The sequence below is a fragment of the Rhodoferax sp. RT5P35 genome, from assembly GCF_056521385.1.
Genome location: NZ_JBWMAX010000003.1, coordinates 49,784 through 76,186, shown reverse-complemented (window position 1 = coordinate 76,186; position 26,403 = coordinate 49,784). Strand labels below are relative to the sequence as shown.

The window sequence follows — 26,403 nt, the reverse complement described above, 5'->3', positions numbered from 1 at the left end:
GATGCGGGTATTGTTGGTGGAAGACGACCGGATGATTGGCGAGGCCATCGCCCAGGCACTGCAAGACGCAGCCTACGCGGTGGACTGGGTGCGCGATGGCCAGTCGGCCCTCCACAGCTTTGCCAGCCAGGCCTATGGCGTGGTGCTGCTTGACCTAGGTCTGCCGCGGCGGGATGGCGTGGAGGTGCTGCGCAGCATCCGTGCGCCTGCCAATGCCCAGCGCAACGCGGTCCCCGTGTTGGTCATCACCGCCCGCGACGCACTGCAAGACCGCATCCAGGGCCTGGATGCCGGGGCCGACGACTACGTGCTCAAGCCCTTCCAGATGGCCGAGCTGTTGGCCCGCATGCGTGCGGTAGAGCGCCGCAAGGGCGGGGCGGCCAGCCCGGTGCTGGACAACGGGTGTCTGCGACTGGACCCCGCCACCCGCACTGCGCAGCCTCTGGGCGGGCCCGGACCCGGCTGCGCTGACGCGCTGCAGCTCTCCAACCGGGAATTTGCCCTGCTGCATGCGCTGATGTTGCGCCCCGGTGCCATCCTCTCGCGCAGTGAGCTGGAAGACCGCATCTACGGCTGGGGCCAGGAGGTCGAGAGCAATGCGGTGGAGTTTTTGATCCACGCGTTGCGCAAGAAGCTGGGCAGCAGTGCCATTAAAAATGTACGGGGGGTGGGATGGATGGTCTCCAAGACGAGCTGAAGGCCCAGGGTCCCTCGCTGCAACTGCGCCTATCGCTTTGGCTGGCGCTGGTGATTGGCGGTATTGCGCTGCTGGCGGGCGTGTTCTCGTTCGTGGCTGCTTTTGACGAAGCCAATGAACTGCAAGACGATATGCTGCGCCAAGTGGCCGCCTTGGTGGGTACTTCGCACCTTCCCGTGCCCACGCCCGCTTCCACCACCCAGGCGCATTCTGCGGCCAGCGAACTGGCTTCGGGGGAGTCGCGGGTCATCGTGCAGGCCTTGTCCGCTAGCGTGCCGCTGGTACTACCCAGCACCTTGCCGGACGGTTTGCAAACCACCACGGTGCAGCACACCACCTACCGTGTGGTGGTCAAGACGCTGGACTCGGGCGAGCGTTTCGCGGTGGCGCAGGACAGCCAGGTGCGGGACGAAGCCGCGCGCGACAGCGCGGTGCGCACCCTGATGCCGTTTCTGGTCTTGTTGCCGGTGTTGCTGGTGGTGGTGGCCCACCTGGTGCGCAAAATATTCCAGCCGATTGCGGCTTTGTCGCTGGAGATCGACCAGCGCAGCGAGCACGCGCTGCATCCCTTTGCCGCCCCGGCTTTGCCCCGCGAGGTACGGCCTTTTGTGGTGGCGATCAACCGCTTGCTGGGCCGCGTTGCCCAGGCCATGGAAGCCCAGCGCCGCTTTGTGGCCGATGCCGCCCACGAGCTGCGCTCGCCATTGACCGCCCTGTCGCTGCAGGCCGAGCGGCTGGACGACACCGCCATGCCCGACACCGCTCGCCAGCGGGTGGCCACCCTGCGCCAGGGCATAGACCGCAGCCGTATCCTGCTGGACCAGTTGCTGACCCTGGCGCGGGTGCAATCCCACCACCCCACGGGCCTGCAGCCGGGCTTGCACTCGGTACAGCAGATGTTTCGCCGCGTGCTGGAGGACTTGCTCCCCCTGGCAGAAGCAAAAAATATCGACATCGGGGTCGAAAACGGTCTGGACGCACAGGTGCTGGCCGACGAGTTTGATCTGGCCACGCTGCTCAAGAACCTGGTGGACAACGCCATCCGCTACATCCCGCCCGGTGGTCGCATTGACCTGGCTGTGCAGCCTGGCCCCGGCCCGGTCGTGGTGTGGGTCCGCGATAGCGGCCCCGGCATCCCGTTGGCAGAACAGGGCCGGGTTTTCGACCCGTTCTACCGCGTGCTGGGCCACGACAGTACCGGCTCCGGTCTGGGCTTGTCCATCGTGCAGGCCATTGCCGAGCGCATGGGTGCGCAGGTGCATCTGGACTATGCAGACAGTGCTGCCCAGACTGGGCTGGCCGTGCAGGTGGTGTTCCACCAGAAGCTATCAAAAAAATAGCTGCTGGTGCAGGTGGAACAAGCGCTGGCGGCTTATTTCTTAGGTATTGATGGTCTCCGCATGGTGGCAGGCCACCTCGCGGCCCAGCAGCGGGCGCAGCAAGGGTTCTTCGGCTGCGCAGCGGGGCGTGGCGTGCGGGCAGCGCTTGTGGAAGGCGCAGCCGCTGGGTGGGTTCAGCGGGCTGGGCAGCTCGCCGGTGATCTTGATCTTCACGCGGCGCTGGCTGCGGTCGATGGACGGGGTGGCCGACAGCAGGGCCTGGGTGTACGGGTGCAGCGGGCGTTCGAAGATCAGGCCCTTGGCACCCACCTCGACCGCGCGGCCCAGGTACATCACCATCAGGTCGTTGGCCACGTGCTCCACCACCGCCAGGTTGTGCGACACGAAGACGTAGGCGGTGTTGAACTCTTCTTGCAGGTCCATGAACAGGTTAAGCACCTGGGCCTGGATGGACACGTCCAGCGCCGACGTGGGCTCGTCGGCCACCAAGATCTTCGGCTGCAAAATCATCGCCCGGGCGATGGCGATGCGCTGGCGCTGGCCGCCCGAGAACATGTGCGGGTAGCGCTGCGCAAACTCGGGGCGCAGGCCGACGCGGCGCATGGTGTCATGGACCTTGGCGGTGCGCTCGGCGGCGGTCAGTTTCGTATTCAGCAACAGCGGCTCAGCCAGCTGGTCGGCTATTTTTTGGCGCGGATTCAGCGAGGCGTAGGGGTTCTGGAACACCATCTGCACCTTGCTGCGCATGGCTTTGCGCTGGGCGCCGCTGGCGGTGCTGAGCGCCTGGCCGTCCATCACCAGCGTGCCGGAGGTGGGGGCTTCGATCAGGGTCAACTGGCGGGCCAGCGTGCTTTTGCCGCAGCCGGATTCGCCCACCACGGCCAGGGTTTTACCGGCCTGCAGTTGGAACGAGATACCGTTGAGCGCCTTGACCTGCAGCTTGGGCTTGAAGGCTCCCTGGGCCACACCGTAGTAGCGGGTGAGGTTTTGGGCTTCTAAAACAACCGTGCTCATGCGGCTACCTCTTCAGCGGATGTGGTCAGGGGAAAGAAGCAGCGCACGCCAAAGCCATTGTGTTGGGTTAATGCGGGGCGCTCAGTGGTACAGCGGTCTTGCACGCGCGGGCAGCGCGGCGACAGCAGGCAGCCTTTGGGGCGGTCGTACTGGCCGGGGACCATGCCTTTGAGGGTGCTGAGGCGGCGCGCGCCATGGCTGCGCTCGGGCACGGCCTGCAGCAACGCGTCGGTGTAGGGGTGGGCGGGGTGGTCAAACAAATGGGCCACGCTGCCGGTTTCCACCACCTGGCCGGCGTACATCACGGCCACGCGGTGGGCCACTTCGGCCACCACGGCCAGGTCGTGGGTAATCATTACCAGGGCCATGTTGTGGGCTTTTTGCAGATTCACCAGCAGGTCCATGATTTGCGCCTGGATGGTCACGTCCAGGGCGGTGGTGGGTTCGTCGGCAATCAGCAGGCGCGGCTTGCAGGCGATGGCGATGGCGATCATCACCCGCTGGCTCATGCCGCCCGAGAGCTGGTGCGGGTACACATCCAGGCGGCTTTTGGCGGCGGGGATTTCCACCATCTCCATCAGCTCCACGGCGCGGGCCGTGGCCGCGGCGCCGCGCAGGCCCATGTGCTGCTTGAGCACCTCGATGATCTGGTAGCCCACGGTGAAGCTGGGGTTGAGCGAGGTCATCGGGTCCTGAAAGATCATCGCCATGTCTTTACCGAGCAGCTTGCGGCGCTGGGCGGGGGCGATTTTCAGCAGGTCCTGGCCGTCGAAGTTCAGGGTGTCGGCGGTGATGCGGCCCTGGCCGTCGAGCAGGCCCATCAAGGCCATCATGGTGACCGATTTGCCGGAGCCGGACTCGCCGACGATGCCGACGATTTCGCCTTGCGAGACGGTCAGGTCCAGCCCGTCCACGGCCCGGAAAGCCCGGCCCTGTGGGCCGAACTCGACCGAAAGATTTTTGATAGTAAGCAGTGCCATCGTGGTTCTTTGTAGTTTTATGCGGCGGTCTTGAGCTTGGGGTCCAGTGCGTCGCGCAAGCCGTCACCCATCAGGTTGATGGCCAGCACCGAGAACAGGATCGTCAGGCCGGGCAGGGTGACGACCCACCAGGCGCGCTCAATGTAGTCGCGGGCGGAGGCCAGCATGGTGCCCCATTCGGGCGCGGGCGGTTGCACGCCCATGCCCAGAAAGCCAAGGGCCGAGATTTCCAGAATCGCCGCCGAGAAGCCCATGGTGGCGTGCACGATCAGCGGGGCCATGCAGTTGGGCAGCACGGTGACGAACATGATGCGCAGCGTGCCTGCACCCGACAGGCGGGCGGCGGTGACGTAGTCGCGGTTCAGCTCGGTCATGGCGGAGGCGCGGGTGAGCCGCACGTAGGCGGGCAGCGACACCACGGCAATCGCCACCAGCGCATTGCCCAGCCCAGGGCCGAGGATGGCCACAATCGCCACCGCCAGCAGCAGGGCGGGCAAGGCCATCATGATGTCCATGATGCGCATGACGATGGAGTCCGGCGCCTTGCCAAAGGTGGCGGCTACCAGTCCCAGCACCACGCCCGGAATCAGCGCCAGCACCACCGACACCAAGCCCACAAACAGCGACAGCCGTGCGCCATGGATCAGGCGCGAGAGGATGTCGCGGCCCACCTCATCGGTGCCCAGCAGGAACTGCGACGACCCCCCGGCCACCCAGGCGGGCGGGGTGAGAAAGTGGTCGCGGAACTGCTCGATCGGGTCATACGGTGCCACCCAGGGCGCGAACAGCGCGGCCAGGAAGACGATGGCCATGAACACCAGGCCGGTAACCGCGCCCTTGTTTTTAGAAAAGCCGCGCCAGAACTCCAGCCAGCTGGAGGGCGGCGCACCGGGGGCGAGTTCCAGCTCGTCGGTGACGGAGGGGGTAGGTAGAGAGGTCTGCATGCTGTTTTACTTGTTATGCCGGATGCGTGGGTTGGCCACGCCATACAAAATATCGACCACAAAGTTGGTCACGATGACCAGGGTGGCCACCAGCAAAATGCCGCTTTGCACCACCGGGTAGTCGCGCCGCCCAATGGCGTCGATCAGCCATTTGCCGATGCCGGGCCAGGAAAAGATGGTCTCGGTCAGCACTGCGCCGCCCATCAGCGTGCCCACCTGCAGGCCAATCACGGTGAGCACCGGAATCAGCGCGTTGCGCAGGGTGTGGATGAACACCACGCGGGCAGGCGACAGGCCTTTGGCGCGGGCGGTGCGTACATAGTCTTCGCGCAGCACTTCCAGCATGCTGGAGCGCGTCATGCGGGCAATCACCGCCAGCGGAATGGTGCCCAGCACGATGGTCGGCAGGATCAGGTGCTTGGCCGCATCCCACAGCGCTCCGGCGTTCAGGCTGGGGTCGGCCCGCTGGGCGCGCCAGGCATCAATCAGCATGAAGCCGGTGTCGGGCGGAATGTCGAACATCAGGTCGATGCGGCCCGACACCGGGGTCCAGCCCAGGCCGCTGGAGAACAGCATGATCAGCATCAAACCCCACCAGAAGATGGGCATGGAGTAGCCGGTCAGCGCCAGGGTCATCACGCCGTGGTCTAAAAACGAGCCGCGTTTCACCGCCGCCGTCACCCCGGCCACCACGCCCACCACTAGCGCAAACAGCAGCGCCATGATGGCCAGCTCCAGCGTGGCGGGGAAAAGGATTTTGAATTCGGTCCATACCGGGCTCTGGGTCTTGAGCGAAGCGCCCAGGTCGCCGTGCAGCAACTGGCCCAGGTAGTGGAAATACTGCACCGGGAGCGGCTGGTCCAAGCCCAGCTGCTTGAGGGCGGCAGCGTGCATCACGGGGTCGATCGAGCGCTCGCCCATCATCACTTCGATGGGGTCGCCGGGGATCATACGGATCAGCGAAAAGGTCAGCAAGGTGATGCCGAAAAAGGTCGGCACCAGCACGGCGAGTCGTTTGAGGATGTAGAAGAACATAAGGCTGCTTAAAACGAAAAAGCAAGGTGGCGAAACATGTTCACCACCTTGCTTTCTTTACCGACACAAAAGACTTACTTGTTGCTCACACCGGCAAAGTCAAACACGGCAAACGGGCTGATCTTCAGACCGTCCACACCCTTGGCCATGGGCAGGCTGACGGTGGAGTGGGCGATGGTAGACCAGGGCAGGTCGCGCTTGAAGACTTCTTGCGCCTTCATGTACAGGGCTGTGCGTTCTTTGGGGTCCAGGCTGTTGCGCGCCTTCAGCACCATGCCGTCAAACTCTTTGCTGCAGTAGCGCGAGTAGTTGGAGCCGCCGACGGCTTCGCAGGTCAGCAACACGCCCAGGAAGTTGTCAGGGCTGGCGTAGTCGCCGCTCCAGCCGACCAGGCCGGCATCGTGCTCACCGGCCTTCATGCGCTTCAGGTACTCGCCCCATTCGTAGCTGACGATCTTGGCTTTGACGCCGATCTTGGCCCAGTCGGCCTGGATCATTTCGGCCATCAGCTTGGCGTTGGGGTTGTAGGGGCGCTGCACGGGCATGCTCCACAACGTGATTTCAAAACCATCGGGGTAACCGGCCTTTTTCAGCAGCGCCTTGGCTTTTTCGATGTCCATCGGCGGGTTCTTCAGCGCCGGGTTGTACGACCACAGCGACGAAGGGAAGGGGTTGCTGGCTTCCTGGCCCTGGCCTTGGTAGACCGCGTCGATGATGGCCTTGCGGTTAATGGCCATGTCGAGAGCCTGGCGCACTTCGAGCTTGCCAGTGGTGGGCTTTTCGGTGTTGTACGACAGATAGCCGATGTTGAAGCCGGGGGCGGTAATGACCTTCAGCTTGGGGTCGGCTTTCAGGCTGGCCAGGTCTTGGGGCTTGGGATAGGACATGGCCTGGCATTCACCGGCCTTGATTTTTTGCGCGCGCACCGCACCATCGGTGGTGATGGCAAAAATCAGGTTGTCCAGCTTCACGTCCTTGGGGTTCCAGTACTCTTTGTTGCCCGCGTAGCGGATTTGCGAGTCTTTCTGGTAGCGCTTGAGGATGTAGGGGCCGGTGCCTACGGGCTGCTGGTTGATCAGCGCGGGCGTACCGGCGGCCAGCAGCTTGTCGGCATGCTCGGCGGACAGGATGGAGAACACCGGCATGGCAATCTTGGACAGCAGGTCGGGATCGGGCTTTTTCAGCAGGAAGACGACCGTGTTGTCGTCGGTCTTGCGCACCGAGGCCACATTGCTGTCCAGGCCCGTGTCACCGGCGTAGGGATACTGCGCGGGGTAGGCCTTGGCGAATGCGTTGCCTTTGTCGAACATGCGCATGAACGTGAACACCACGTCATCGGCATTGAAGTTGCGACTGGGGGTGAAGAATTCGGTGGTGTGGAACTTCACACCTTTGCGCAGGTGAAAGGTGTATGTCAAGCCGTCGGGAGCGGTGTCATACGACTCGGCCAAGGCGGGGACCACCTTGGTGGTGCCGCGCTCGAATTCGACCAGGCGGTTGAACAAGGCCATGCCGGCGGCATCGAAGGTTTGGCCGGCGGTGTACTGGGCGGTGTCAAAGCCTTCAGGGCTGGCCTCGGAACAGTACACCATGGTGCCTGCGGCGTGGGATACCAAAGCGGCTGCGGACAGGCCCAAAGCCAATGCCAGTTTGCTCAAATTTTTCATGCTTTTCCAATGTGTACAAAAATATGCCAGGATGGGCGTGCACCAATATGGGTTGGGAATTATGGGGGTGCATTACACACCACCATGATCCGCACATACCCTCGTTGCTGTCGGGTTGGCGACCCTGCAGTCTATACAAGGTTACCAGGCCAGTTGGTCTAGCAGTATGTGTGCCATAGCAAGTCATTTGCTATATAAAAAATAGCTGTATGTGTAAGCTATACAAGCGCTAGAGACTCATTTCTTATAAATTACCCGACGTGGCCGTGGGGCTATGCCGCAGCAGCACATCGCACATGAATTCGGCCGCCGGTGTCAGTGGCAGGTCGGGTCGGCGTACCAAAACAATGGCCGGTGCCGGTAGCGACTCCTGGATCGGAATGATCTGCAGCGTATTGCGCGTCATCGGGAATTCACCCCACTGCACCGGCAACATGGCCAGCAGATCGCTGTGCGCCAGCGCCACCATGATGGACATCGCCGAGCGCGCGCGCAGCAGCACATGCGGTGCGGCCAAGCCGTGGCTGGCGAACAGCCGGGCCAGATCGTCTTCGGCGTCGTAGTCCACCGCGGTAATGGCCCAGTCGGCCTCAGCCAGGTCCTTTAGTGAGCGCTTGCCGGCCAGCAGATGGCCCTTGCGACACACCACAGCGCGCATGTTTTCAAACAGCCGCTGCACTGCCAGGCCGGGTGCCGGAGCGTTGCGCGGCGCAGCGCCCAGGTAGAAGTCGATCGCGCCTTCGCGCAGGCCGCTTTCCACGTCGGGAAACAGGCCCTCGATCAGCTGCAGCCGCACCTGTGGATAGCGCTGGCGGAAGGCCTTCAGCGAATACGGCAGCATGCCTACGTGCGGCATGATGGACAAGGCCAGCACTACCGAGCCGGTGTCTTCGCCGCTGTGCTGGGCAATCTCGTCCAGCGCCCGCCGGGCCTCGTGGATCATGGTGCTGGCGCGCACATGGAAGCGCCGGCCCATCTCGGTCAGCACCATGCCGGTGGTAGCGCGCAGAAACACCGCGCCGCCCAGTTCCTTCTCCAGCGCGCGGATGCTGCGTGTCAATGCTGGCTGCGGAATTTGCAGGCGCCGAGAGGCCGAGCGCAGGCTGCCGTGCTCGACGATGGCCACCAGATGCTGTAGCTGTTCCAGCTTCACCGCAAGCTGCGTCCAAGGGGATGCTGAAATCGAATCATGTTTTGGATTTTGCCATCTTTGATGGATCGGTTGGCCTGCCTACAGTGCAGTCAACAAGGCCTGAACCACAGAGCCGACAGGAGACTCACCATGCCATTTCAAGCACTTATCCCGTTACGCCGCAGCCCGAGCTGCACACACTTTCTTTTCCCTTCCGCGCCCTCCGTGGCCTAGAACCGCCGTCCTGCGGCAGTCCTTCCGTTTCCTTGTTTTCACAGCCCCTGCGCGACAGGGGCCGGGACTTTCTTTGCCTCTCACTTTTTGAAAGATCGCTATGACTGAACGTAAAAAAGCCCTGGTCACCGGCGGTGCCACCGGCATTGGCCGCAGCGCCGTGCTGGCCCTGGCGCGCGCCGGCTATGACGTGGCCATCAACTATGCCTCCAGCGCCCAGGCGGCCGAATTAGTGGCGGCCGAAGCCCAGGCGCTGGGGGCAGCGACGCTGCTGCTGCAGTGCGACGTGAGCGACGACACCGCGGTCCGCGCCATGTTGCAGAAGATCGACGCGGCCTGGGGCCGGCTGGACAGCCTGGTCAACAACGCTGGCACCACCGCCAAATGGAAGGTGAAAGACCTGGAAAGCCTGGACATGGCCGAGTGGGACCGTACTTTTGCCGTCAACGTGCGCGGCAATTTCCAGGTGACCCGCGCCGCCGTGCCGCTGCTGAAAAAGGGTGTTGAGCCAGCCATTGTCTTCACCGCCAGCATCGTCGGCCTGCGCCCCGGCCCGCAGCCGCTGCCGTATTCGGCCAGCAAGGCGGCCATCGTCAGCATGACCAAGATGCTGGCCTGGAACCTGGGCCCCGAAATCCGCGTGAACGCCGTCGCCCCCGGCTGGATGGAAGGCGAATGGATGGAACGCATGCTGGGCGACAAATACGACGACCTCATGGGCAAGCGCGCCAAGCAAACCCCGCTGCGCCGCTGCGTCACCGCCGACGACGTGGCCGAAACCATGCTGACCCTGCTCACCGCCAACCGCTTCGTCACCGGCGAGATCGTCGTCATCGACGGCGGCTTCACCAGCTCGACCTGAGGAGACCACGATGCTTGATGGATTCGTCCCTTTCCCTGCCGACTTCGCCCAGCGCTACCGGGCTCAAGGCTACTGGCGTGACCAGTCGTTGGCGCAGGAATTCGCCACGGTGTTCGACAAGTTCGCCAGCCGCACCGCGCTGGTCGACGGCGCGCGCCGCTACACCTACGCCGAGCTGGACTGGCAAAGTAGCAACCTGGCGCTGAACCTGCTGGAACTCGGCTTAAAGCCGCAGGACCGTGTCATCCCGACGCTGCCGAATGTGGCCGAATTTGTGGTGCTGTACTTAGCGCTGCAAAAGATAGGCTGCATCCCGATCGCCGCGCTGGTGACGCACCGCTTCACCGAGATCAGCCAGTTCACCCAGCTGTCGCAGGCCTGCTGCTGCGTGTACCCGGAGCAGCTAGGCGACTTCCGCTTTGGCCCGATGGTCGAGCGGGTGCAGGCCGAGCACCCGTGCCTGCAGCTGCGCATCGTGCTGGGCCAGGCCGGCCCCGGCGAGCATTCGCTGACCGAGCTGATCGAGCGCCCCGCAAAGCTGCCGCTGACGGCGCTGGCCGACATCGAGATTGAGCCGACGGCGCCCTGCATCTTTCAGCTGTCCGGTGGCACCACCGGCATCCCCAAGCTGATTCCGCGCACGAATAACGACTACGCCTACAACTCGAAAATAGCGGCCGAAGTGGCTGGCGTGCAGGGCGACTCGGTGCTGCTGCTGGTGCTGCCGATTGCCCACAACCTACCGCTGGCCTGCCCCGGCATCCAGGGCTTCTTGTTCAACGGCGCCACCGTGGTGCTGCACGCCAACACCAAGCCGGTGGAGATGTTTGCGCTCATCCAGCAGCACCGCGTAACGCACCTGAAAGTGGTGCCGGCGCTGCTGATCCGGCTGATCAACGATCCGAGCATCACCGACTTCGACCTGGCTTCGGTGCAGCAGATCCAGAGCGGCGGCCAGCGCATGCAGCCCGAGGTGCGCATCCGCACGCGCCAGCTGTTCGCCAACGCCTTTGTGCAAGAGAACTTTGGCATGAGCGAAGGCTTGCTGATGTTTGTCCGCAAGGGCGACCCGGAAGAGGTGCTGCTGGAAACCTGCGGCCGCCCGGTCTGCGCCGACGACGAAGTCAAGCTGATCGACGACGAGGGCAACACCGTAGCGCCTGGCGAGGTCGGCGAGCTGGCCTGCCGCGGCCCCTACACCTTGCGCGGCTACTACGGCGTGCCCGAGTACAACGCGCGCCAGTTCACACCCGACGGCTTCTACCGCTCCGGCGACCTGATGCGCCAGCACTCCTCGGGCAACTACATCGTCGAAGGCCGCAAAAAAGACTTGATCAACCGTGGCGGCGAAAAGATCAGCGCCGAGGAAGTCGAGAACCTGGTCCTGATGCACCCCGCCGTGCAAAACGTGGCCTGCGTGCCCATGCCCGATGCGGCGATGGGCGAAAAGATGTGCGCTTTTGTGGTGCTGAAGGTGGGCCAATCGCTGACCTTGCCCGCCCTGGTGGCCTTTTTGAATACTTTTGAAATCGCCAAGTTCAAGCTGCCCGAGCGGCTGGAAATCCTGCCGGACTTTCCGGTATCCACTTTCGGCAAGGTATCGAAGAAGGCCCTGGGCGAGATGGTGGCAGCCCAAATAAAAATAGAGCTTAGCGCAGCCACTGCCTAGGCTTGTAGCTATCAATTTAGGAATATATATGCGTATCATCGACCTGCACTGCTACCCCGGCACCCAAATCTGGATCGACGCCCAGGGCCCGTACCCCGAAGCCCTGGCCACCTACTGGAAGCGCGATTGGGTGGCCAAGAGCGAAGATGAAGTCATCCAGGAATTCACCACTGCCGGTGTCGACGCCTGCCTGGTGGCGCTGGACCTGGAAACCACCGTCGCCACGCCGCCTTGTACCAACGCATACGTGCACGGCATGTGGCAGCGCCACCCCGAGCGGGTGATTCAGTGCTGGGGCGCGGTGGAGCCGGCCAAAGGTGAGTTGGCTATCCGCCAGGCCACCAAGGCGGTGAAGGAACTCGGCTTTGTCGGCTTCCACTTCCATCCCATCATGCAGCACTTCGCGGTAAACGACCGGCGGCATTACGACCTGTTCGAAACCATCAACGCACTCGGCGCGGCGGTGATGATCGATGTCGGCACCACCGGCATGGGTGCGGGCATGCCCGGCGGCCACGGCGCACGCATCCGCCATGCGCACCCCGGTGCCATCGACGACCTGGCGGCAGACTTTCCGAACCTGAAGATCATCATGGCCCATCCCGGCTGGCCCTGGGTGGAAGAAACCACCGCCGTGGCCTTGCACAAAGGCAATGTGTTTTGGGAGATGTCTGGCTGGGCGCCCAAGCATTTTCCGGGCAACCTCAAGGTCGATATCCGCGGTCGCCTGCAAGACAAGATCATGTTCGGCAGCGACTATCCCAGCCTGCCCTACGAACGCATCCTGCGCGAGTGGAGCGAGCTGGGCTACAAAGACGAGGTGATGGAAAAGATCATGCACGGCAATGCCGAGCGGGTGCTCGGGCTGTGATGGCCCAGGCTTTTATCTGCGACGGCATTCGTACCCCCATCGGCCGCTATGGCGGTGCCTTGTCAAGCGTGCGCACCGACGACTTGGGCGCGCTGCCGCTGCAGGCACTGGTGGCGCGCCATCCGCGACTCGACTGGAACCGTTTGGAAGAGGTTTACTTCGGCTGCGTGAACCAGGCGGGGGAAGACAACCGCAACGTGGCCCGCATGAGCGCGCTGTTGGCGGGGTTGCCTGTGAGCGTGGCGGCTGCCACAGTTAATCGTTTATGTGGCTCCGGCCTGGAAGCGATTGCCAGCGCGGCTCGCGGCATTGGCGCTGGGCAGTTGGACCTGGCCATCGCCGGGGGCGTGGAGAGCATGAGCCGCGCGCCGTTGGTGATGCCCAAGGCCAGTAGTGCCTTCTCGCGCCAGGCGGAAATCTATGACTCGACCATTGGTTGGCGTTTCGTCAATCCGCGCATGCACGCCCTGCACGGCGTGGACGCGATGGGCGACACGGCGGAAAACGTGGCGCAGGAACACGGCATCTCGCGTGCCGACCAGGATGCGTTCGCAATGCGAAGCCAGCAGCGCTGTGCTCGGGCTCAGGCGGCTGGTTGGTTCGATGGCGAGGTCGTGCCGGTGAATGTGCCCGGTGCGCGCAAAGGTGAAACGTTGGTTGTGGGTCAAGACGAACACCCGCGTGCCGACACCACGCTGGAAAGCCTGGCGCGGCTGAAGCCGGCTTTCCGCGCTGGCGGCAGTGTGACGGCGGGCAATTCCTCGGGTGTCAACGACGGTGCCGCCGCCTTGCTGCTAGCCAGCGAAGCCGGAGCCACCCGTGCCGGTTTGGTGCCACGCGCCCGCGTGCTCGGCATCGCTACCGCGGGTGTGGCACCGCGCGTCATGGGCATGGGCCCGGTACCGGCGGTGCAGAAGCTGCTGGCGCAGACGGGGCTTGCCATCCGAGACTTCGACGTGGTTGAGCTGAACGAGGCCTTCGCCGCGCAAGGCCTGGCCGTGCTGCGCGCGCTGGGCCTGCCGGACGATGGCGAACACGTGAACCGGCACGGCGGTGCGATTGCGCTGGGCCATCCGCTGGGCATGTCCGGCATCCGCCTGGCGCTAACGGCGCTGCGCCAGCTGGAGGACAGCGGCGGCCAGCGCGCGCTGGTGACCATGTGCATTGGCGTGGGCCAGGGCATTGCATTGGCCATCGAACGTATTTGAAGGAAACAGCATGCACACCGACCCCATCCTCTTCGAGCAGCGCGGCCATACCGCCCTGCTGACCCTGAACCGACCCGACACCCGCAATGCCCTCAGCGGCGAAGCCATGTTCGCCGCGTTTGAAGATATCTTCGCCCGGCTGAATGCGGATATGCAGATCCGCGCCGCTGTGCTCACCGGCGCGGGCAGCGCGTTTTGCTCGGGCGGCAACGTGGCGGAGATGCGCGACCGCACCGGCATGTTCGCCGGCGCACCGGAGCAGATTGCCGCCAACTACCGCGCCGGCATCCAGCGCATTCCGCGGGCTTTCCAGGTGCTGCAGGTGCCCATCATTGCGGCGGTCAACGGCCCGGCTATCGGCGCGGGCAACGACCTGGCCTGTATGTGCGACATCCGCATCGCGTCCAGCACGGCCCGCTTCGCCGAAAGCTTTGTCAAGGTCGGCATCGTGCCGGGCGATGGCGGCTGCTGGCTTCTGCCGCGCGTGGTGGGTGGCTCCAAGGCGGCCGAACTGGCCTTCACCGGCGACACCATCGATGCCGACGAGGCGCTGCGCATCGGCTTGGTGTCACGCGTGGTGGCCCCGGAGGCCTTGCTGGACACCGCCCTGGCACTGGCCGACCGTATCGCCGCGAACCCGCCGCAGGTACTGCGCTGGACCAAGCAGCTGCTGCAGCAGGCCCGTACCCGCACGCTGGACGAGGCGCTGGACATCGCCGCCGACCTGCAAGGCCAGGCGCACCAGACGGCCGACCATGCCGAGGCGGTGTCGGCCTTTTTTGAAAAACGCGTGCCGGTGTTCGGTGGCTGAAGGATAGTTATGGACACCATTCTTCAGGAAGAACACCCCGCGCCCGGCGTGGTGCTGCTGCGCCTGCACCGCCCGGCGGTGCTGAACGCGCTGAACCTGGCACTGCGCCAGGCCCTGGCCGAGGCCTTTACCCGGCTGGATGCGGATGCCGCGGTGCGCGCCATCATCCTGGCGGGTAGCGAGCGCGCTTTCTGCGCGGGCGCCGACCTGCACGAGTACGTGGACGCCACGCCATCCGAGATCATCGCCCGGCAGATGGACCAACTCTGGGGTGCCATCAGCAACTGCCGCAAGCCGGTGATCGCCGCCGTGCGCGGCCATGCGTTGGGCGGCGGCTGCGAGCTGGCGATGCATGCCGATATTGTGCTGGCCGGGCAGGGCGCACGCTTCGGCCAGCCCGAGGTGTTGATTGGCCTAATGCCTGGCGGGGGCGCGACACAGCGGTTGACCCGCGTGGTGGGCAAGTTCCGCGCGATGCAGCTGCTGCTGACCGGCGCCGCCATCACCGCCGTCGACGCGCTGGCGATGGGCTTGGCCAGCGAGGTGCTGCCCGATGAGCAGGTTGAGGCCCGGGCACTGGCGTTGGCCCAGCAATTAGCGGCCGGACCACAGCAGGCGCTGCGCTTTATCAAAGAGGCCGTGCTGCAAGGCATGCAGCTGCCGCTGGAGCAGGGCCTGCAGTTCGAGCGCAAATCCTTCCAGCTGCTGTTTGCCACCGAGAACAAAACCGAGGGCATCCGCGCGCGGCTGGAGAAGCGGGCGGCGCAGTTCACCGAGCCGTAGCACTTGTGCATCGCGCCTTAGAGATTTCAGCTGGTGTAAAAACAATGACAGGAGACAAAAAATGAAAAATGTACGTAGTCCGTGGTGGATCGTGGTGGGCTCGGTACTGGGTCTGGTGGTGGGCAATGGGCCGGTGATGCAGTTCAGCTTTGGCGTGTTCGTGATGCCGGTGTCGCAGGCGCTGCATGCCGAGCGCGGCACCTTGTCGGCGGCGCTGATGGTCGGCCTGCTGATGACGGGGCTGGCCACGCCGCTGGCCGGGCGGCTGGTGGACCGCTTTGGCATCCGCGCGGTGGCGCTGCCAGCGATCACGCTGTTTGGGCTGGCCATGGCGGCCATTGGTTTGTTTGCGGAATCGAGCTGGGCTTTTGTGGCGCTGTACGGCGTGGCAGGCATCGTGGCGGCCGGGCAGACACCGCTGACCTATTGCAAGGCGGTGTCGTCGGCGTTCGATGCCAAGCGAGGTTTGGCGCTGGGTATCTCCATCGCCGGTGTGGGCCTGGGCACTGCCCTGGTGCCACTGTTCGCGCAGCAGGTGATGGCCCAGTTTGGCTGGCGCGCAGCCTATGTGGGTTTGGGGGCGGTCACGTTGGTCATTGCGCTGCCGGCCATGGCTTTCCTGGTGGCGCGGCGGGAGCCGTCTGCGGACGGCTTGCGTGCAGGTGCTGCGCCCGCATTGCCCGGCTTAGCGGCAGCAGCGGCGGTGTGCAGCCCGGCATTTTGGAAACTGGCACTGAGCTTCTTTTTGGTGGCATTGGCTGCCAGCGGCACGATTGCGCACATGGTGCCGCTGATGGTGGACCGGGGCATGGACCCCAAGAGTGCCACGGGCGCACTTAGCGCAGCGGGTCTGGCGTTGATCGGCGGGCGTTTACTGGCAGGCTATTTGCTGGACCGTTTGTTTGCACCCTATGTGGCGATGGCATTTTTTGCCATGCCGCTGGTAGGCATTGCCATGCTGCTGGGCAGCAGTGCCACGGCGTTGACGGTACCCGCAGCCATTTTGGTCGGGCTGGGGCTGGGTGCCGAGGTGGACCTGATTGCGTTTCTGCAGTCACGCTACTTGGGCTTGCGGGCCTTTGGCGAGATTTACGGCTACCTGTTTGCCGTCTTCATGCTGGGCTCGGCCATGGGCCCTTTTCTGATGGGCATGAGTTACCAGCATCTGCACGACTACGCCCCGGCCATGTGGCTGCTGGTGGCCGGTTTGCTGGTCGCCATCTTTCTGATGTTTCGCCTCGGCAGCTACCTGTTTGGTGCCGCGCCGCGCGCTCGAGGCCAACTTGCCCGCAGCGACGCGCACGCCGCCCACTAAAAGTGGCTTGCTATTGAATATATAGCTGGTGGCGTAGGTAGTGTTTGCGCTACAGGTCGATTTTTTACAAAATTGGCAGCGCGCGGCACTTTGCTGCTACCCAATAAAGGCAGGGCCAGTGGCGTCACAAAGCAGACGCTGAAGATGCAGGTATTCGCCATCGCCAGCGCTGTGCCGGAGCGCTGCGTACCGGCGCAGCTGGCCAGCTGCACATAGGCTACGCCATGCCAGGCAGAGACGCAGATGCCGCACAGGGCCAGCAGCACCAACAAGCTGCCACGCAGCAGCGGCTAGGCCCGCAACTGCCCGCCATCGGCCAGCGCGCTGAACAGTGCCAGCCCGGCAAACAGTGCAGCGCTGAGGACAGCATCACCGCCCGGCCGCTGGCACCGTTCACGCTGCCGCCCAGCAAGCCCAGCGGCGGAATCTGCCCGTGGGGTCCACCTGAGGGCGCGGCCCATAGTGCCATCGCTGCCAGTGCCAGCGCGGTGCTGGCCAGGCCGGTCAGCAGCACCGACCGGTCGCCCCAGCGGTCGGTTAGCAGGCTCCAGGGTAGCTCGCTGAGGGCAATGCCCAGGCCCATCAGGCCCAGCACCAAGCCCAGCACCAAACCCAGCGTGGCGTTGTCGAGCCGGTAGCTGTCGCGCATCAGCACCGCGGTCATCGGAATGCCGCTGAAGGCCACAGAAAAAGCCGCATTGGCAGCCATACCAGCGGCCAACACCTTCCAGCGGTGGCGTGGCGGCGGCGGGGCAAGGCGGGGGGTGGAAAGTGTGGCTTGGTGAGTCATGCGGCGGTTTGTGGGCGGCGCAGACTGTTTTGAAAATCAGAAAATAGTAGGCTAAAGGTTTTTAAAACCGGAATGGTTGTGTTGTGTGCACTGGCTCGCGGCGGCGTTATTCCTGATACAGAGAAAACCATGGCCCCATCTTCTTCGCTGACCCCTCTCTCGCCCCACGCCGATCGCATCCGGCACCGCAGACTATGGGGCGTGGCCTTTGTGTTTGTGTGGTTCTTCATCGGCGGTATCGCGCACTTTGTGGCCACCGACACCGAGATGCGCATCGTGCCGCCGTACATCCCCTGGCCGCGCATGGCGGTGTGGGTGAGCGGCGTGTTCGAGCTGCTGGGCGCCGCCGGGCTGCTGTGGCCGCGCACCCGGCGCGCAGCAGGATTGGGGCTGTTTGCGTTGACCATCGCCGTGACCCCGGCGCATATCTACATGCTGCAGCACGCCGAGCTGTTCCCGGTGCCGATGTGGGCGCTGGTGCTGCGGCTGCCGTTGCAGCTGGCCTTGCTGGCGTTGATCGCCTGGTGCACCGCCGCGCCATGGCGCTCCGAAAGCGCTTGAACCAAGGATATTTAAGGCAATGCTGAATAAGTCCCAAACTGGCGCGTGACTTGCATGCCAGTTTGCATCCCTCGCAAGGTGACAAAGATGAAGCAACAAACCCTGGCCATGGCCGCCGACCAAGAAGCGGGATTCGCCCAGCACCGCAAACCCACCCGGCGCGATGTGTTCCTGCAAACGATGGAATCCATCGTGCCCTGGGCGGCTCTGTGCGCAGTCATCGAGCCGCACTACCCCAAGGCAGGCAATGGCCGTCCCCCCATCGGGCTGGAGCGCATGCTGCGCATCCACTTCTTGCAACACTGGTTCAATTTGGCCGACCTGTCCTGCGAAGAAGCCCTGTACGACAGCGCCAGCCTGCGCCGCTTTGTCGGCATCGACTTGGGGCGCGAGCCCGTACCGGATGCCACCACCCTGCTCAAGTTCCGCCGACTCCTCAATGAGCACAAACTGGGCGAGGCCCTGTTTGCCCAGGTCGGACAAGAGCTGCAAGCCCGGGGCTTCAAAGTCAATACCGGCACCATCGTGGATGCCACCCTCATCAGTGCGCCCAGCTCCACCAAGAACGCAGACAAGGCACGCGACCCCGAGATGCACTCCACCCGTAAGGGCCAGCAGTGGTACTTTGGCATGAAGCTGCATATCGGCGTAGACAGCCAAAGCGGACTGGTGCACAGCGCTGTGGTTAGCGCTGCCAACATCCATGACAAGCACCCCTTACCCGATCTGCTGCACGGCCACGAGCGACGCGTGTATGGCGACTCGGCTTACGCCAGCCAGAAGACCTTGATCCGGAGCAAGGCACCCAAAGCCCAGGACTTCACCAACCAACGCAGCCGCCGCGGCGGTGTGGTCGATGAAGGCATCCGCAGCAAGAACCGCAACAAGTCCAAGATCCGCGCACGGGTGGAGCACGTCTTTGGCGTGGTCAAGCGGCTATGGGGTTTTGCCAAAGTGCGCTACCGGGGGCTGGAGAAGAACGCGACGAGAGCATTCACCGCACTGGCGCTGGCCAACATCTACCTGGGTCGTCAAGAGCTGATGGCACAGGTGCGTCCATAAGGGCGCAAAGTGGGCCAAATGGCCCGCACACCGAGCCCCAAGGGGCTGGGAGACAGGGAGGTTTGGCCGAATTCGACGGACTCTTGATACCAGCACCTCGAAAGCGGTTTTTGGACGGCCTTATTCAGCGTCGCCTTAACCAATGACCTTCGCCATGGGCCAGACCACCTACGACATCGACATGCTGCGCAGCTTTGCCACCGGTATCGCGCTGAACAGCTACGCCCGCGCGGCCGACCGGCTGGGCCGCTCCACCTCGGCCGTCAGCGCCCAGTTGAAGAAGCTGGGGTCGCAGTCCTGCACGGCTTTGCTGCGCAAGGCCGGCCTGTGGGGAGGGATTTGCGGCTGCTGGCGCAGGCTTAGGTTTTAGAAAGAGTTGCATTGCAGATGGCGCGGAGCTAATTCCCTGAGATTGAATCTACTCCGGTGCCGGGGTAGCATCGCTTCAACACATCCATCAGCCTTGAGAAGGTCAGCCATGCCGGGACAGTGGAACACGCGTAACCGCATGCAGCGCATGCCCGGCTTCAGCCAGCACGATTCGCAGGTGGACGTGCCAGCCCGCAAGATACGAACCGGTCGCTACCGTCTGAACCGAGCGCTGGGGCGCAGCCCTCGCCTAGTGGGCAGTCTGTGTGGTTGTATCCTGGTGCTGGTCATTGGATTGGCCATGATCGCCACCGATTTGGCACTCAAGGTACAAGAGCTGGACCGAGGCCACGCCGTGCTGTTCCATCGCATGGAAAACCGGCGCATCGAGGTAGGTGGGCTGCTGGACGAGTTGAACCGGTCCTACACACCGGAATGCACGCCTGAAAACCGCACCAAGCTGCTTAGCCTGTTGTTCAAACACCGGGCAGTGGGCGATATCGGCATCCTCGACACCCAGCGCCGGCTGGTCTGCACTACCACCCTGAACGACATCGACCCACCGCTTGCGCCCCATACCGGCGGTCTGCAAGGCCAGGCTGGCCGTTACTACCTGAAAGCCCCTCTGCCACTGGCTGGCGAAACCGTGTTGGTTACCGTGGTTGAGCGCGGGCGCTTCCAGGTGGCGTTGGACGACCGCATGACAGATGATGCCAAGTTGCTGCACAGCGACAGCCTATGGGCCGGTCTAGGGCCAGAGCGTAGCCAGGTGTTTCGCAGCGCACGAAGCCACCTGACCGACCCGCAGGTTACCGCCACCACGCCGCACCTGCGGCTTGACATCGACAAAGGGGTGTTCCTGGTCAGTAATGCCTTACCCGGCTTCACCCAGATGGCAGTGCAGTCGGTGCTGCAACCGAATGAGCTGTACGCGAATTACTGGCTCGTGTTCGCTGGCGCGTCCGGTCTGTGTCTATTGCTGGGTTTCTTGACCGCCGACGTCGTCACCCGGCGCTGTCGGCATTTCCAGTCCATGCACTACCGTATCCACCACCTGTGTGCCCCGGAGAATGTGGTGTGCCACTACCAGCCCATCGTGGAGCTGGCAAGCGGCCGCACCATCGGCTGCGAGGTGCTGACCCGGCTGCGCGACGGGCAAAAACTGATTTTTCCAGACGAATTCATCCCCGCACTGTTGCAGCAGAATCTGGGCTGGGCGTTCGACGCCGCCGTGAGCGCCTGCGCCCTGCGCGAACTGGGTGCGGCCTTGCCTGCGCAGACGGGCTTCAAGGTGGCGCTGAATTTCTTCCCCAGCAACCTGCAGCGCGACGCAGTCCACGCACATCTGAACGCCGTGGTGCAAGCCACAGGACGCAATGATCTGCAGGTAGAGCTCGAAGTGACCGAATACAACTTCTCGCCCAAGATCGTCCCCGAATTGCAGCGACTCAAGGCGGACGGCTACTACATCGCCATCGACGACTTCGGTACCGGCTATTCCAATCTGGCCATAGTCAAACGCGTGATGCCTGATTTCCTGAAAATCGACAAATCTTTTGTGTTCGAGATGGAAGACGCGAGCCTGCGCTCCAGCCTGATTCCGGAGATCATTGCAATCGCCAGGGCGGTGGACAGCCGCGTCGTGGCCGAAGGCATTGAAAACGCCGCCCAGGCCGCCCAGCTCAAGGCTCTGGGTGTGCAGTACGGCCAGGGCTATTACTTTGCCAAGCCTATGCCGCTGCAGGCCTTTCTGGACTATCTGGCCGCCAACGAACGCATACCACCCGTCGCCTGAAGGGTGCAGACACCGGCAGCATGGCCGCCAATACGTGGCTAGATTATCGGTAGCAAGCACTCAAGCAGTGCCCGCCTGTGCTATTGTAGTGCTATTAAAAAAATAGCTGATATCGCAGTACATACCTGCGCCAGGGCCCGATTTCCCTCAAACCCCTAATGCGTCCCAGCCGCACTCGCTCCCGGCATCGGCGCCAGCGGGCCCGGCACCATCCGACCCGGCGCAAACGCGCCTACCGTCATCGGCTGCACCGCAGGCGAGCTTTGCCGCAGTTTCGCCACCTGGCCAGGGGTGGCCGTACCACCATGGTTGCCCCAGCTGGTCTGGATGAAGCTGACCACTTCCGCGATGTCGGCATCGTTCAGCAGGGCGGCGTACGGTGCCATGGTCAGCGATGACGGGGCCTTCATCGTGCTGGGCACCGCGCTGCCGGACAGCACGATCTTGATACCGGATGTGGGGTCACTGGTTTGCAGCACGGCGTTGCCCGCTAGCGCCGGGAAGGCCTTGCCATTGCCCAGGCCGTCGGAGCGGTGGCAACCGGCGCAACGGTCCAGGTACACCTGCGCGCCACGGCCGTTGACCACACCGGCGTGCAGGTCCTGGCCGACCTGGGGGTCGGGCACGAAGGGCGGCGGCACGCTGGGGCCGTCGGGCAACGATTTCAAAAACAGCGCGATGCTGCCCAGGTCGGACTTGCTCAGGTACTGGGTGGAATGCGCCACCACGTCGTTCATGCCGCCAAAAGACGCGCTGCGCGGGTTGCGCCCGGTCTGCAGGAATTCAGCGATATCTTCCTTGCTCCATAGCGCTAAGCCGCCGCCGTGGGTGTTGCGCAGCGAGGGCACGGGCCAGCCGTCGATGGCGGCACCGCCTGCCAGGTAGGCCGCGCTGTCGCTGGCGGTCAAGGCCTTTTCCTGGAACGCCACGCCGCGCGCCGTGTGGCAGGCACCGCAGTGGCCCAGGCCCTGCACCAGGTAGGCACCGCGCAGCAGGCTGGGCTGGTTGTTGGCGGGCACTTCCGCAGCTGCTGGGGCGGGCGCAAAAGCCATGCGCCACAGGGCCAGCGGGAAGCGCATCGACAGCGGCCAGGGGATGTCGGCCTTTTTGTTGGGCGTGGGGGCTGGCAGCACGCCGTGCATGAAATAGGCGTACAGCGCGTGCAAATCGTCGTCGCCCAGGCGAGAGAAAGACGGGTAGGGCATGGCCGGGTAGACGGTGTAGCCCGCCTTGGTGACGCCCGTGCGCATCAGCCGGGCAAAATCTTCATAGCTCCAGTCGCCGATGCCAGCGGTCTTGTCGGGTGTGATATTGGTCGAATACACCGCGCCGATGGGCGTAGACATCGCCAGGCCGCCCGCGAACGGCTGGCCCTGAGGGGCAGTGTGGCAGGCCACGCAGTCGCCCGCGCGGGCCAAGTAGGCACCTTTGGCGACCAATTGCGCGTCTACCGGCGCATTGGCCGGGCCATCGGCCAGCGCGCTGCCAGCGCTGAACGCCAGTGCCAGCGCGGCGGAAAGGAGCAGGGTGGGGCGGACCATCATGCGTCCACCAGTGGGCGGGGGTCTTTCAGGTACTGCTCGCGGATCGCCTTGGCAGCCCAGTAGGTCAGTGCGGTGGCCAGGCCGGTCGGGTTGTAGCCTATGCCCACCGGAAACACGCCGGAGCCTACGGCAAACACGTTCGGCACGTCCCAGCTTTGCAGGTAGCGGTTCAGCACGCTGGTGCTGCGGTCTTCGCCCATGGCCACACCACCGGCCCAGTGGGTGGTTTGGTAGGACCGCAAGTCCAGATGGTCGCCAATGTTTTTTTGGCTGACCTTGATGGACTGCGGGTTCATGGCCTTGGCGACCTGCAGCATCTCGCCGGTGACGTAGCGGCTCATTTTGATGTCGTTATCTTTCCAGTCGAAAGTGAAGCGCATCAGCGCCTGGCCGTAGTGGTCGGTGTAGGTGGGATCCAGGTCGACATAGCAGTCGCGGTAAACCATGTTGGCACCGTGCACGTCGAAGGACACGGTGTTCAGGTAGTTGTCTTTCACGGCTTTCTTCCAACCGGCGCCCCAGTTGGGCGTGCCGGTAGGCACCGGAATGCCGCCTATGGGTTTCACGCCCGCCGGGTTGCACCAGGCGGGCGAGCCGCCCACAAATCCTAGCGGGCCGTGGTCGAAGTGGTCGCCGTTGTAGTCGTCCACCGCCACGCCGGTGCCGCCAGCGCCGATGAAGGGGTTGGTGTTGGTACCCGGCGGAAAGAACATCTGCACCGTGGACATCATCTGGTAGGCGATGTTGCGGCCTACCACGCCCGTGCCGCTCACCGGGTCGTAAGGCTTGCCGATGCCGGACAGCAAAAACAACCGGGCGTTGTTATAGGCAAAGGTGCTGGCGATCACCAGATCCGCCGGTTGCTCGAACTGCTTGCCCGCGCTGTCTACGTAGGTGACACCGGTGGCGCGCTTGCCGCTGGCATCCAGGTTGATGCGCAGCACGTTCGCGTCGGCACGCAGCTCGAAGTTCGCCACCAAACGCAGCGCCGGCATGATGTTCACGTTCGGCGAGGCCTTGGAATAGTTGTAGCAGGCAAAGCCGGAGCAAAAGCCGCAGAAGTTGCAAGGCCCCATCTGGCAGCCATAGGGGTTGGTGTACGGGCCGGAGGCGTTGGACGACGCGCTGATGAACGGATGCAGGCCCACCTCTTTCGCCGCCTTCATGAACAGGCTGGCGGTGTAGGGCACTTTTTGCGGCGGCAGCGGAAACGGGTCGGACCGGTCGGCCTCGAACACATTGCCTTCGCCCACCACCTGGCCCTTGACCTTGTAAGCCTGGCCTGAGGTGCCAAAGACTTTTTCGACAAAGTCGAAGTGCGGCTCCAGCTCGGCGTAGCTGACGCCGAAGTCCTGGATGGTCATGCCGTCGGGAATGAAGTTCTTGCCGTAGCGCTGGGTGTAATGGGTTTTGAGCTGCAGCTCTTCGGGCAGTATGCGCCAGTGCTGGCCTGACCAGTGCAGGCCCGCGCCGCCTACGCCTTCGCCGGGCTTGAAGGCGCCGATCTGCCGGTACGGCACGGCCACATCGGCCACGCCGTGGCGGAAGGTGAACGAGCTTTTCGCCATGTTCTGGAACAGCTTGCCACGCTGCACAAAGGTCAGCTCGTCCAGCGTGGTCGGGTAGATGCCATCGGGGTAGGTGTCGCGGTACGGGCCGCGTTCCAGGGCCACGACTTTCAGGCCGGCCTCGGTGAGTTCCTTCGCCATGATGGCACCGGTCCAGCCAAAGCCGACGATGACGACATCGACTGCGGGTTTTTTAACGCTATCGCTCATAGCGGCCTTCAGGAACTGGATACCGGTGGCAACGGGTACTTGGTGGCGTACTGGTCGACCCAGTCGATGTAGTCGCCGCGCGCCCCCGGAAAGCCGACCATCCTCCAGGCCGCCATGTCCTTGTTGCCGCCATGCTTGGGGTCGCAGAAGTAGCCCTCGCGCGTGTTGGTCAGCAGTTGCGAAAAAAACGCTTTGGGCGGCACCGCGCCTAAAGCCAGCTTGCCCGCTTCCAGCGCGGTCAGCACCGCATCCTGGTCGGCCGGGGCCAGCGCGGTAAACGGTTTGCTGTGCTGTTGCTGCACCGCCTGCGCCAGTGCGGCCAGCCCCTGGCGGTACAGCTCGCGCGGGCTTTGCGCCAGCTGGTAGCCAAACTCATCGGCGGCGGTCGGGACAAACGGTGCCTGCATGAACCACAGCGCACCATGGCCGTAGGGCTGGCCCATCTGCCGGTCAATAAACTCGGCGACACCGGCCTCGGTGGCACCCGGGCCTTGGCCGTCGGCCGGAATAAGCCGCTCCACCAGGGCCGAGAGCAAGGCCCATTCCGCGGCGTTGAAATAGCTGGGGCTGTAGGGGGTGGCGCTGCTGTCGGCTGCGCCAGAAGCCGCCAAGCCGAGCCCGCTGCCCAGCACCACCATGGCCGGGGCGGTCTTGGCTGCGCCGCGTAAAAAACTGCGGCGCGAGGGGGAAATACCAATCGTCTGCATACCGTCTCCTGGTGCGGTACAGGCGGGGTGATCCCTGCCTGTTATGTTCCACTGTAGGTTTGCCACTGACGGTCGGTCTGTGCGATAGCGTACACACGTGTGCAGCTTTACTTGCTATTAAAAAAATAGCTGTTTGTGCAGGTGAGATATGCGCTAGAAGCCTATTTTTCTTATATTGTTGACCCGCTGCACTAATTCGCCCGCAGTGCGATACTTATTCTCCGATTTACACAACGAGACACGCGCAATGCAATACCGCCCCCTTGGCCGTACCGGCTGGAACATATCAACCGTGAGCTTTGGCGCCTGGGCCATTGGTGGCACCTGGGGCGAGGTCAGCGATGCCGAATCCATGGGCGCACTGCACCGCGCGCTGGACCTGGGCGTGAACTTCTTTGACAGTGCCGACGTGTACGGCGACGGCCGCAGCGAACGCCTGCTGGCCCAGCTCAAGCGTGAACGCAGCGAACCCTTCTTTATTGCCACCAAGGCCGGTCGCCGCCTGAACCCGCACGTGGCGGGCGGCTACAACCGCGAGAACCTCACCGCCTTTGTCGAGCGCAGCCTGGTCAACCTGAACACCGACGCGCTCGACCTGCTGCAACTGCACTGCCCACCCACCGACGTGTACTACATGCCCGAAGTGTTTGGCGTGCTGGACGACCTGCAAAAAGCGGGCAAGCTGCGCCATTACGGCGTGAGCGTAGAGAAGGTGGAAGAGGCGCTGAAAGCCATCGCCTTCCCCGGCGTGCAAACGGTGCAGATCATCTACAACCTGTTCCGCCAGCGCCCTGCCGATTTGCTGTTTGAAGAAACCCAAAAGCGCGGCGTGGGTATCTTGGCGCGGCTGCCGCTGTCCAGCGGTTTGCTCAGCGGCAAGATGACAGCCGACAGCCACTTTGAAGTCGACGACCACCGCCTGTTCAACCGCGACGGCGCGGCCTTCGACAAGGGCGAAACCTTCTCCGGCCTGGACTACGCCGTGGGCCTGCAGGCCGTGGAAGCCATGCGCCCCCTGGTGCCCGAGGGCATGACCATGGCGCAGATGGCGCTGCGCTGGATCCAGATGCACCCGGCCGTTACCTGCAGCATCCCCGGCGGCAAGCGCGCCACCCAGGTGGCCGACAACGTGGCCGCCGCCGACCTGCCCGCCTTGAGCGACAGCACCATGCAGGCCCTGGCCGCGGTGTACGAGCGCTTTGCCAAGCCGCTGGTGCACCAGCGCTGGTAAGGGG

Annotated in this window: 23 protein-coding genes and 1 pseudogene; 14 read left to right on the top strand and 10 right to left on the bottom strand. The window is 63.8% G+C overall.

All coding sequences use genetic code 11. The features are described 5' to 3' along the window. Position 1 precedes the first annotated feature (1 nt). Complete coding sequence (locus AC097L_RS04705; protein WP_479585015.1) at positions 2-697, top strand: response regulator transcription factor; 696 nt, start codon at positions 2-4, stop codon at positions 695-697. Next, positions 673-2,037 (top strand): sensor histidine kinase, encoded by a 1,365-nt coding sequence (locus AC097L_RS04700; protein ID WP_479585014.1) that lies wholly within the window; start codon positions 673-675, stop codon positions 2,035-2,037. Before AC097L_RS04705 ends, AC097L_RS04700 begins: the two co-directional genes overlap by 25 nt. Positions 2,038-2,076: 39 nt before the next feature. Here AC097L_RS04700 and AC097L_RS04695 read toward each other — a convergent pair whose 3' ends face one another. From AC097L_RS04695 to AC097L_RS04670, 6 genes are all read right to left on the bottom strand, one after another. Then, positions 2,077-3,051, bottom strand: a complete 975-nt coding sequence (locus AC097L_RS04695) for a peptide ABC transporter ATP-binding protein (protein WP_479585013.1) — start codon at positions 3,049-3,051, stop codon at positions 2,077-2,079. Continuing rightward, positions 3,048-4,031: an ABC transporter ATP-binding protein gene (locus tag AC097L_RS04690; protein ID WP_479585012.1), complete on the bottom strand. Its 984-nt coding sequence runs from the start codon at positions 4,029-4,031 to the stop codon at positions 3,048-3,050. Before AC097L_RS04690 ends, AC097L_RS04695 begins: the two co-directional genes overlap by 4 nt. Positions 4,032-4,048: 17 nt before the next feature. Then, positions 4,049-4,975: an ABC transporter permease subunit gene (locus tag AC097L_RS04685; protein ID WP_479585011.1), complete on the bottom strand. Its 927-nt coding sequence runs from the start codon at positions 4,973-4,975 to the stop codon at positions 4,049-4,051. A gap of 6 nt (positions 4,976-4,981) precedes the next feature. Beyond that, a complete protein-coding gene (locus AC097L_RS04680; protein WP_479585010.1) occupies positions 4,982-6,010 on the bottom strand; it encodes an ABC transporter permease subunit in 1,029 nt (342 codons plus the stop codon). A gap of 74 nt (positions 6,011-6,084) precedes the next feature. Then, positions 6,085-7,677, bottom strand: coding sequence for an ABC transporter substrate-binding protein (locus AC097L_RS04675; RefSeq protein ID WP_479585009.1), 1,593 nt, complete (start codon positions 7,675-7,677; stop codon positions 6,085-6,087). 244 nt (positions 7,678-7,921) lie between these two features. Next, positions 7,922-8,830, bottom strand: coding sequence for a LysR substrate-binding domain-containing protein (locus tag AC097L_RS04670; RefSeq protein ID WP_479585008.1), 909 nt, complete (start codon positions 8,828-8,830; stop codon positions 7,922-7,924). Positions 8,831-9,143: 313 nt separating this feature from the next. Between AC097L_RS04670 and AC097L_RS04665 the strand changes: the two genes are divergently transcribed. From AC097L_RS04665 to AC097L_RS04635, 7 genes are all read left to right on the top strand, one after another. After that, a complete protein-coding gene (locus tag AC097L_RS04665; RefSeq protein WP_479585007.1) occupies positions 9,144-9,905 on the top strand; it encodes an SDR family NAD(P)-dependent oxidoreductase in 762 nt (253 codons plus the stop codon). 10 nt (positions 9,906-9,915) lie between these two features. Beyond that, positions 9,916-11,574: a (2,3-dihydroxybenzoyl)adenylate synthase gene (locus AC097L_RS04660; RefSeq protein ID WP_479585006.1), complete on the top strand. Its 1,659-nt coding sequence runs from the start codon at positions 9,916-9,918 to the stop codon at positions 11,572-11,574. A gap of 28 nt (positions 11,575-11,602) precedes the next feature. Then, the gene (locus AC097L_RS04655; protein WP_479585005.1) at positions 11,603-12,445 is read left to right on the top strand and encodes an amidohydrolase family protein; all 843 of its coding nucleotides are present in this window, start codon (positions 11,603-11,605) and stop codon (positions 12,443-12,445) included. After that, on the top strand, positions 12,442-13,653 hold the full coding sequence (pcaF, locus tag AC097L_RS04650; RefSeq protein ID WP_479585004.1) for a 3-oxoadipyl-CoA thiolase: 1,212 nt from the start codon (positions 12,442-12,444) through the stop codon (positions 13,651-13,653). Before AC097L_RS04655 ends, pcaF begins: the two co-directional genes overlap by 4 nt. A gap of 10 nt (positions 13,654-13,663) precedes the next feature. Continuing rightward, on the top strand, positions 13,664-14,464 hold the full coding sequence (locus AC097L_RS04645; RefSeq protein WP_479585003.1) for a crotonase/enoyl-CoA hydratase family protein: 801 nt from the start codon (positions 13,664-13,666) through the stop codon (positions 14,462-14,464). Between the two features lie 9 nt (positions 14,465-14,473). Further along, positions 14,474-15,247 carry an enoyl-CoA hydratase-related protein gene (locus AC097L_RS04640; protein WP_479585002.1) on the top strand — a complete coding sequence of 258 codons (774 nt, stop codon included), beginning with the start codon at positions 14,474-14,476 and terminating at the stop codon, positions 15,245-15,247. Positions 15,248-15,308: 61 nt separating this feature from the next. Further along, the gene (locus AC097L_RS04635; RefSeq protein WP_479585001.1) at positions 15,309-16,562 is read left to right on the top strand and encodes an MFS transporter; all 1,254 of its coding nucleotides are present in this window, start codon (positions 15,309-15,311) and stop codon (positions 16,560-16,562) included. A 217-nt stretch (positions 16,563-16,779) separates the two neighbouring features. Here the strand turns inward: AC097L_RS04635 and AC097L_RS04630 are convergent, their stop codons facing one another. Beyond that, entirely contained in the window at positions 16,780-17,352 is a 573-nt protein-coding gene (locus tag AC097L_RS04630; protein WP_479585000.1) for an MFS transporter, read from the bottom strand. 129 nt (positions 17,353-17,481) lie between these two features. Between AC097L_RS04630 and AC097L_RS04625 the strand changes: the two genes are divergently transcribed. The 4 genes and pseudogenes from AC097L_RS04625 to AC097L_RS04610 all read left to right on the top strand — a co-directional run bounded on the left by AC097L_RS04625 (position 17,482) and on the right by AC097L_RS04610 (position 21,139). Further along, entirely contained in the window at positions 17,482-17,913 is a 432-nt protein-coding gene (locus tag AC097L_RS04625; protein ID WP_479584999.1) for a DoxX family protein, read from the top strand. An 87-nt stretch (positions 17,914-18,000) separates the two neighbouring features. Then, positions 18,001-18,975: an IS5 family transposase gene (locus tag AC097L_RS04620; RefSeq protein ID WP_479584998.1), complete on the top strand. Its 975-nt coding sequence runs from the start codon at positions 18,001-18,003 to the stop codon at positions 18,973-18,975. Positions 18,976-19,129: 154 nt separating this feature from the next. After that, positions 19,130-19,300 (top strand): annotated as a pseudogene (locus AC097L_RS04615) (LysR family transcriptional regulator); the annotation flags it as partial. 153 nt (positions 19,301-19,453) lie between these two features. Further along, the gene (locus AC097L_RS04610; protein WP_479584997.1) at positions 19,454-21,139 is read left to right on the top strand and encodes an EAL domain-containing protein; all 1,686 of its coding nucleotides are present in this window, start codon (positions 19,454-19,456) and stop codon (positions 21,137-21,139) included. Positions 21,140-21,294: 155 nt separating this feature from the next. On the opposite strand, the gene AC097L_RS04605 is transcribed toward AC097L_RS04610, so the two are convergent. Genes AC097L_RS04605 through AC097L_RS04595 form a run of 3 tightly spaced genes read right to left on the bottom strand, consistent with a single transcriptional unit; the run spans position 21,295 to position 25,168 of the window. Beyond that, a complete protein-coding gene (locus tag AC097L_RS04605; protein ID WP_479584996.1) occupies positions 21,295-22,683 on the bottom strand; it encodes a c-type cytochrome in 1,389 nt (462 codons plus the stop codon). Further along, positions 22,680-24,461: a GMC family oxidoreductase gene (locus AC097L_RS04600; RefSeq protein ID WP_479584995.1), complete on the bottom strand. Its 1,782-nt coding sequence runs from the start codon at positions 24,459-24,461 to the stop codon at positions 22,680-22,682. Before AC097L_RS04600 ends, AC097L_RS04605 begins: the two co-directional genes overlap by 4 nt. A gap of 8 nt (positions 24,462-24,469) precedes the next feature. Next, a complete protein-coding gene (locus AC097L_RS04595) occupies positions 24,470-25,168 on the bottom strand; it encodes a gluconate 2-dehydrogenase subunit 3 family protein (RefSeq protein WP_479584994.1) in 699 nt (232 codons plus the stop codon). A 247-nt stretch (positions 25,169-25,415) separates the two neighbouring features. On the opposite strand from AC097L_RS04595, the gene AC097L_RS04590 reads away from it, so the two are divergent. Next, on the top strand, positions 25,416-26,399 hold the full coding sequence (locus AC097L_RS04590; protein WP_479584993.1) for an aldo/keto reductase: 984 nt from the start codon (positions 25,416-25,418) through the stop codon (positions 26,397-26,399). Positions 26,400-26,403: the final 4 nt, after the last annotated feature.

Bases quoted from the DNA above. Each gene is read 5' to 3' on its own strand.
- AC097L_RS04700 (WP_479585014.1), top strand. From the start codon at position 673: ATGGATGGTCTCCAAGACGAGCTGAAGGCCCAGGGTCCCTCGCTGCAA.
- AC097L_RS04630 (WP_479585000.1), bottom strand. From the start codon at position 17,352: ATGACTCACCAAGCCACACTTTCCACCCCCCGCCTTGCCCCGCCGCCG.
- AC097L_RS04690 (WP_479585012.1), bottom strand. From the start codon at position 4,031: ATGGCACTGCTTACTATCAAAAATCTTTCGGTCGAGTTCGGCCCACAG.
- AC097L_RS04635 (WP_479585001.1), top strand. From the start codon at position 15,309: ATGAAAAATGTACGTAGTCCGTGGTGGATCGTGGTGGGCTCGGTACTG.
- AC097L_RS04620 (WP_479584998.1), top strand. From the start codon at position 18,001: ATGAAGCAACAAACCCTGGCCATGGCCGCCGACCAAGAAGCGGGATTC.
- AC097L_RS04655 (WP_479585005.1), top strand. From the start codon at position 11,603: ATGCGTATCATCGACCTGCACTGCTACCCCGGCACCCAAATCTGGATC.
- AC097L_RS04625 (WP_479584999.1), top strand. From the start codon at position 17,482: ATGGCCCCATCTTCTTCGCTGACCCCTCTCTCGCCCCACGCCGATCGC.
- AC097L_RS04695 (WP_479585013.1), bottom strand. From the start codon at position 3,051: ATGAGCACGGTTGTTTTAGAAGCCCAAAACCTCACCCGCTACTACGGT.
- AC097L_RS04685 (WP_479585011.1), bottom strand. From the start codon at position 4,975: ATGCAGACCTCTCTACCTACCCCCTCCGTCACCGACGAGCTGGAACTC.
- AC097L_RS04680 (WP_479585010.1), bottom strand. From the start codon at position 6,010: ATGTTCTTCTACATCCTCAAACGACTCGCCGTGCTGGTGCCGACCTTT.
- AC097L_RS04600 (WP_479584995.1), bottom strand. From the start codon at position 24,461: ATGAGCGATAGCGTTAAAAAACCCGCAGTCGATGTCGTCATCGTCGGC.
- AC097L_RS04590 (WP_479584993.1), top strand. From the start codon at position 25,416: ATGCAATACCGCCCCCTTGGCCGTACCGGCTGGAACATATCAACCGTG.
- AC097L_RS04705 (WP_479585015.1), top strand. From the start codon at position 2: ATGCGGGTATTGTTGGTGGAAGACGACCGGATGATTGGCGAGGCCATC.
- AC097L_RS04660 (WP_479585006.1), top strand. From the start codon at position 9,916: ATGCTTGATGGATTCGTCCCTTTCCCTGCCGACTTCGCCCAGCGCTAC.
- AC097L_RS04645 (WP_479585003.1), top strand. From the start codon at position 13,664: ATGCACACCGACCCCATCCTCTTCGAGCAGCGCGGCCATACCGCCCTG.
- AC097L_RS04610 (WP_479584997.1), top strand. From the start codon at position 19,454: ATGCCGGGACAGTGGAACACGCGTAACCGCATGCAGCGCATGCCCGGC.
- AC097L_RS04665 (WP_479585007.1), top strand. From the start codon at position 9,144: ATGACTGAACGTAAAAAAGCCCTGGTCACCGGCGGTGCCACCGGCATT.
- AC097L_RS04640 (WP_479585002.1), top strand. From the start codon at position 14,474: ATGGACACCATTCTTCAGGAAGAACACCCCGCGCCCGGCGTGGTGCTG.
- AC097L_RS04595 (WP_479584994.1), bottom strand. From the start codon at position 25,168: ATGCAGACGATTGGTATTTCCCCCTCGCGCCGCAGTTTTTTACGCGGC.
- AC097L_RS04675 (WP_479585009.1), bottom strand. From the start codon at position 7,677: ATGAAAAATTTGAGCAAACTGGCATTGGCTTTGGGCCTGTCCGCAGCC.
- AC097L_RS04605 (WP_479584996.1), bottom strand. From the start codon at position 22,683: ATGATGGTCCGCCCCACCCTGCTCCTTTCCGCCGCGCTGGCACTGGCG.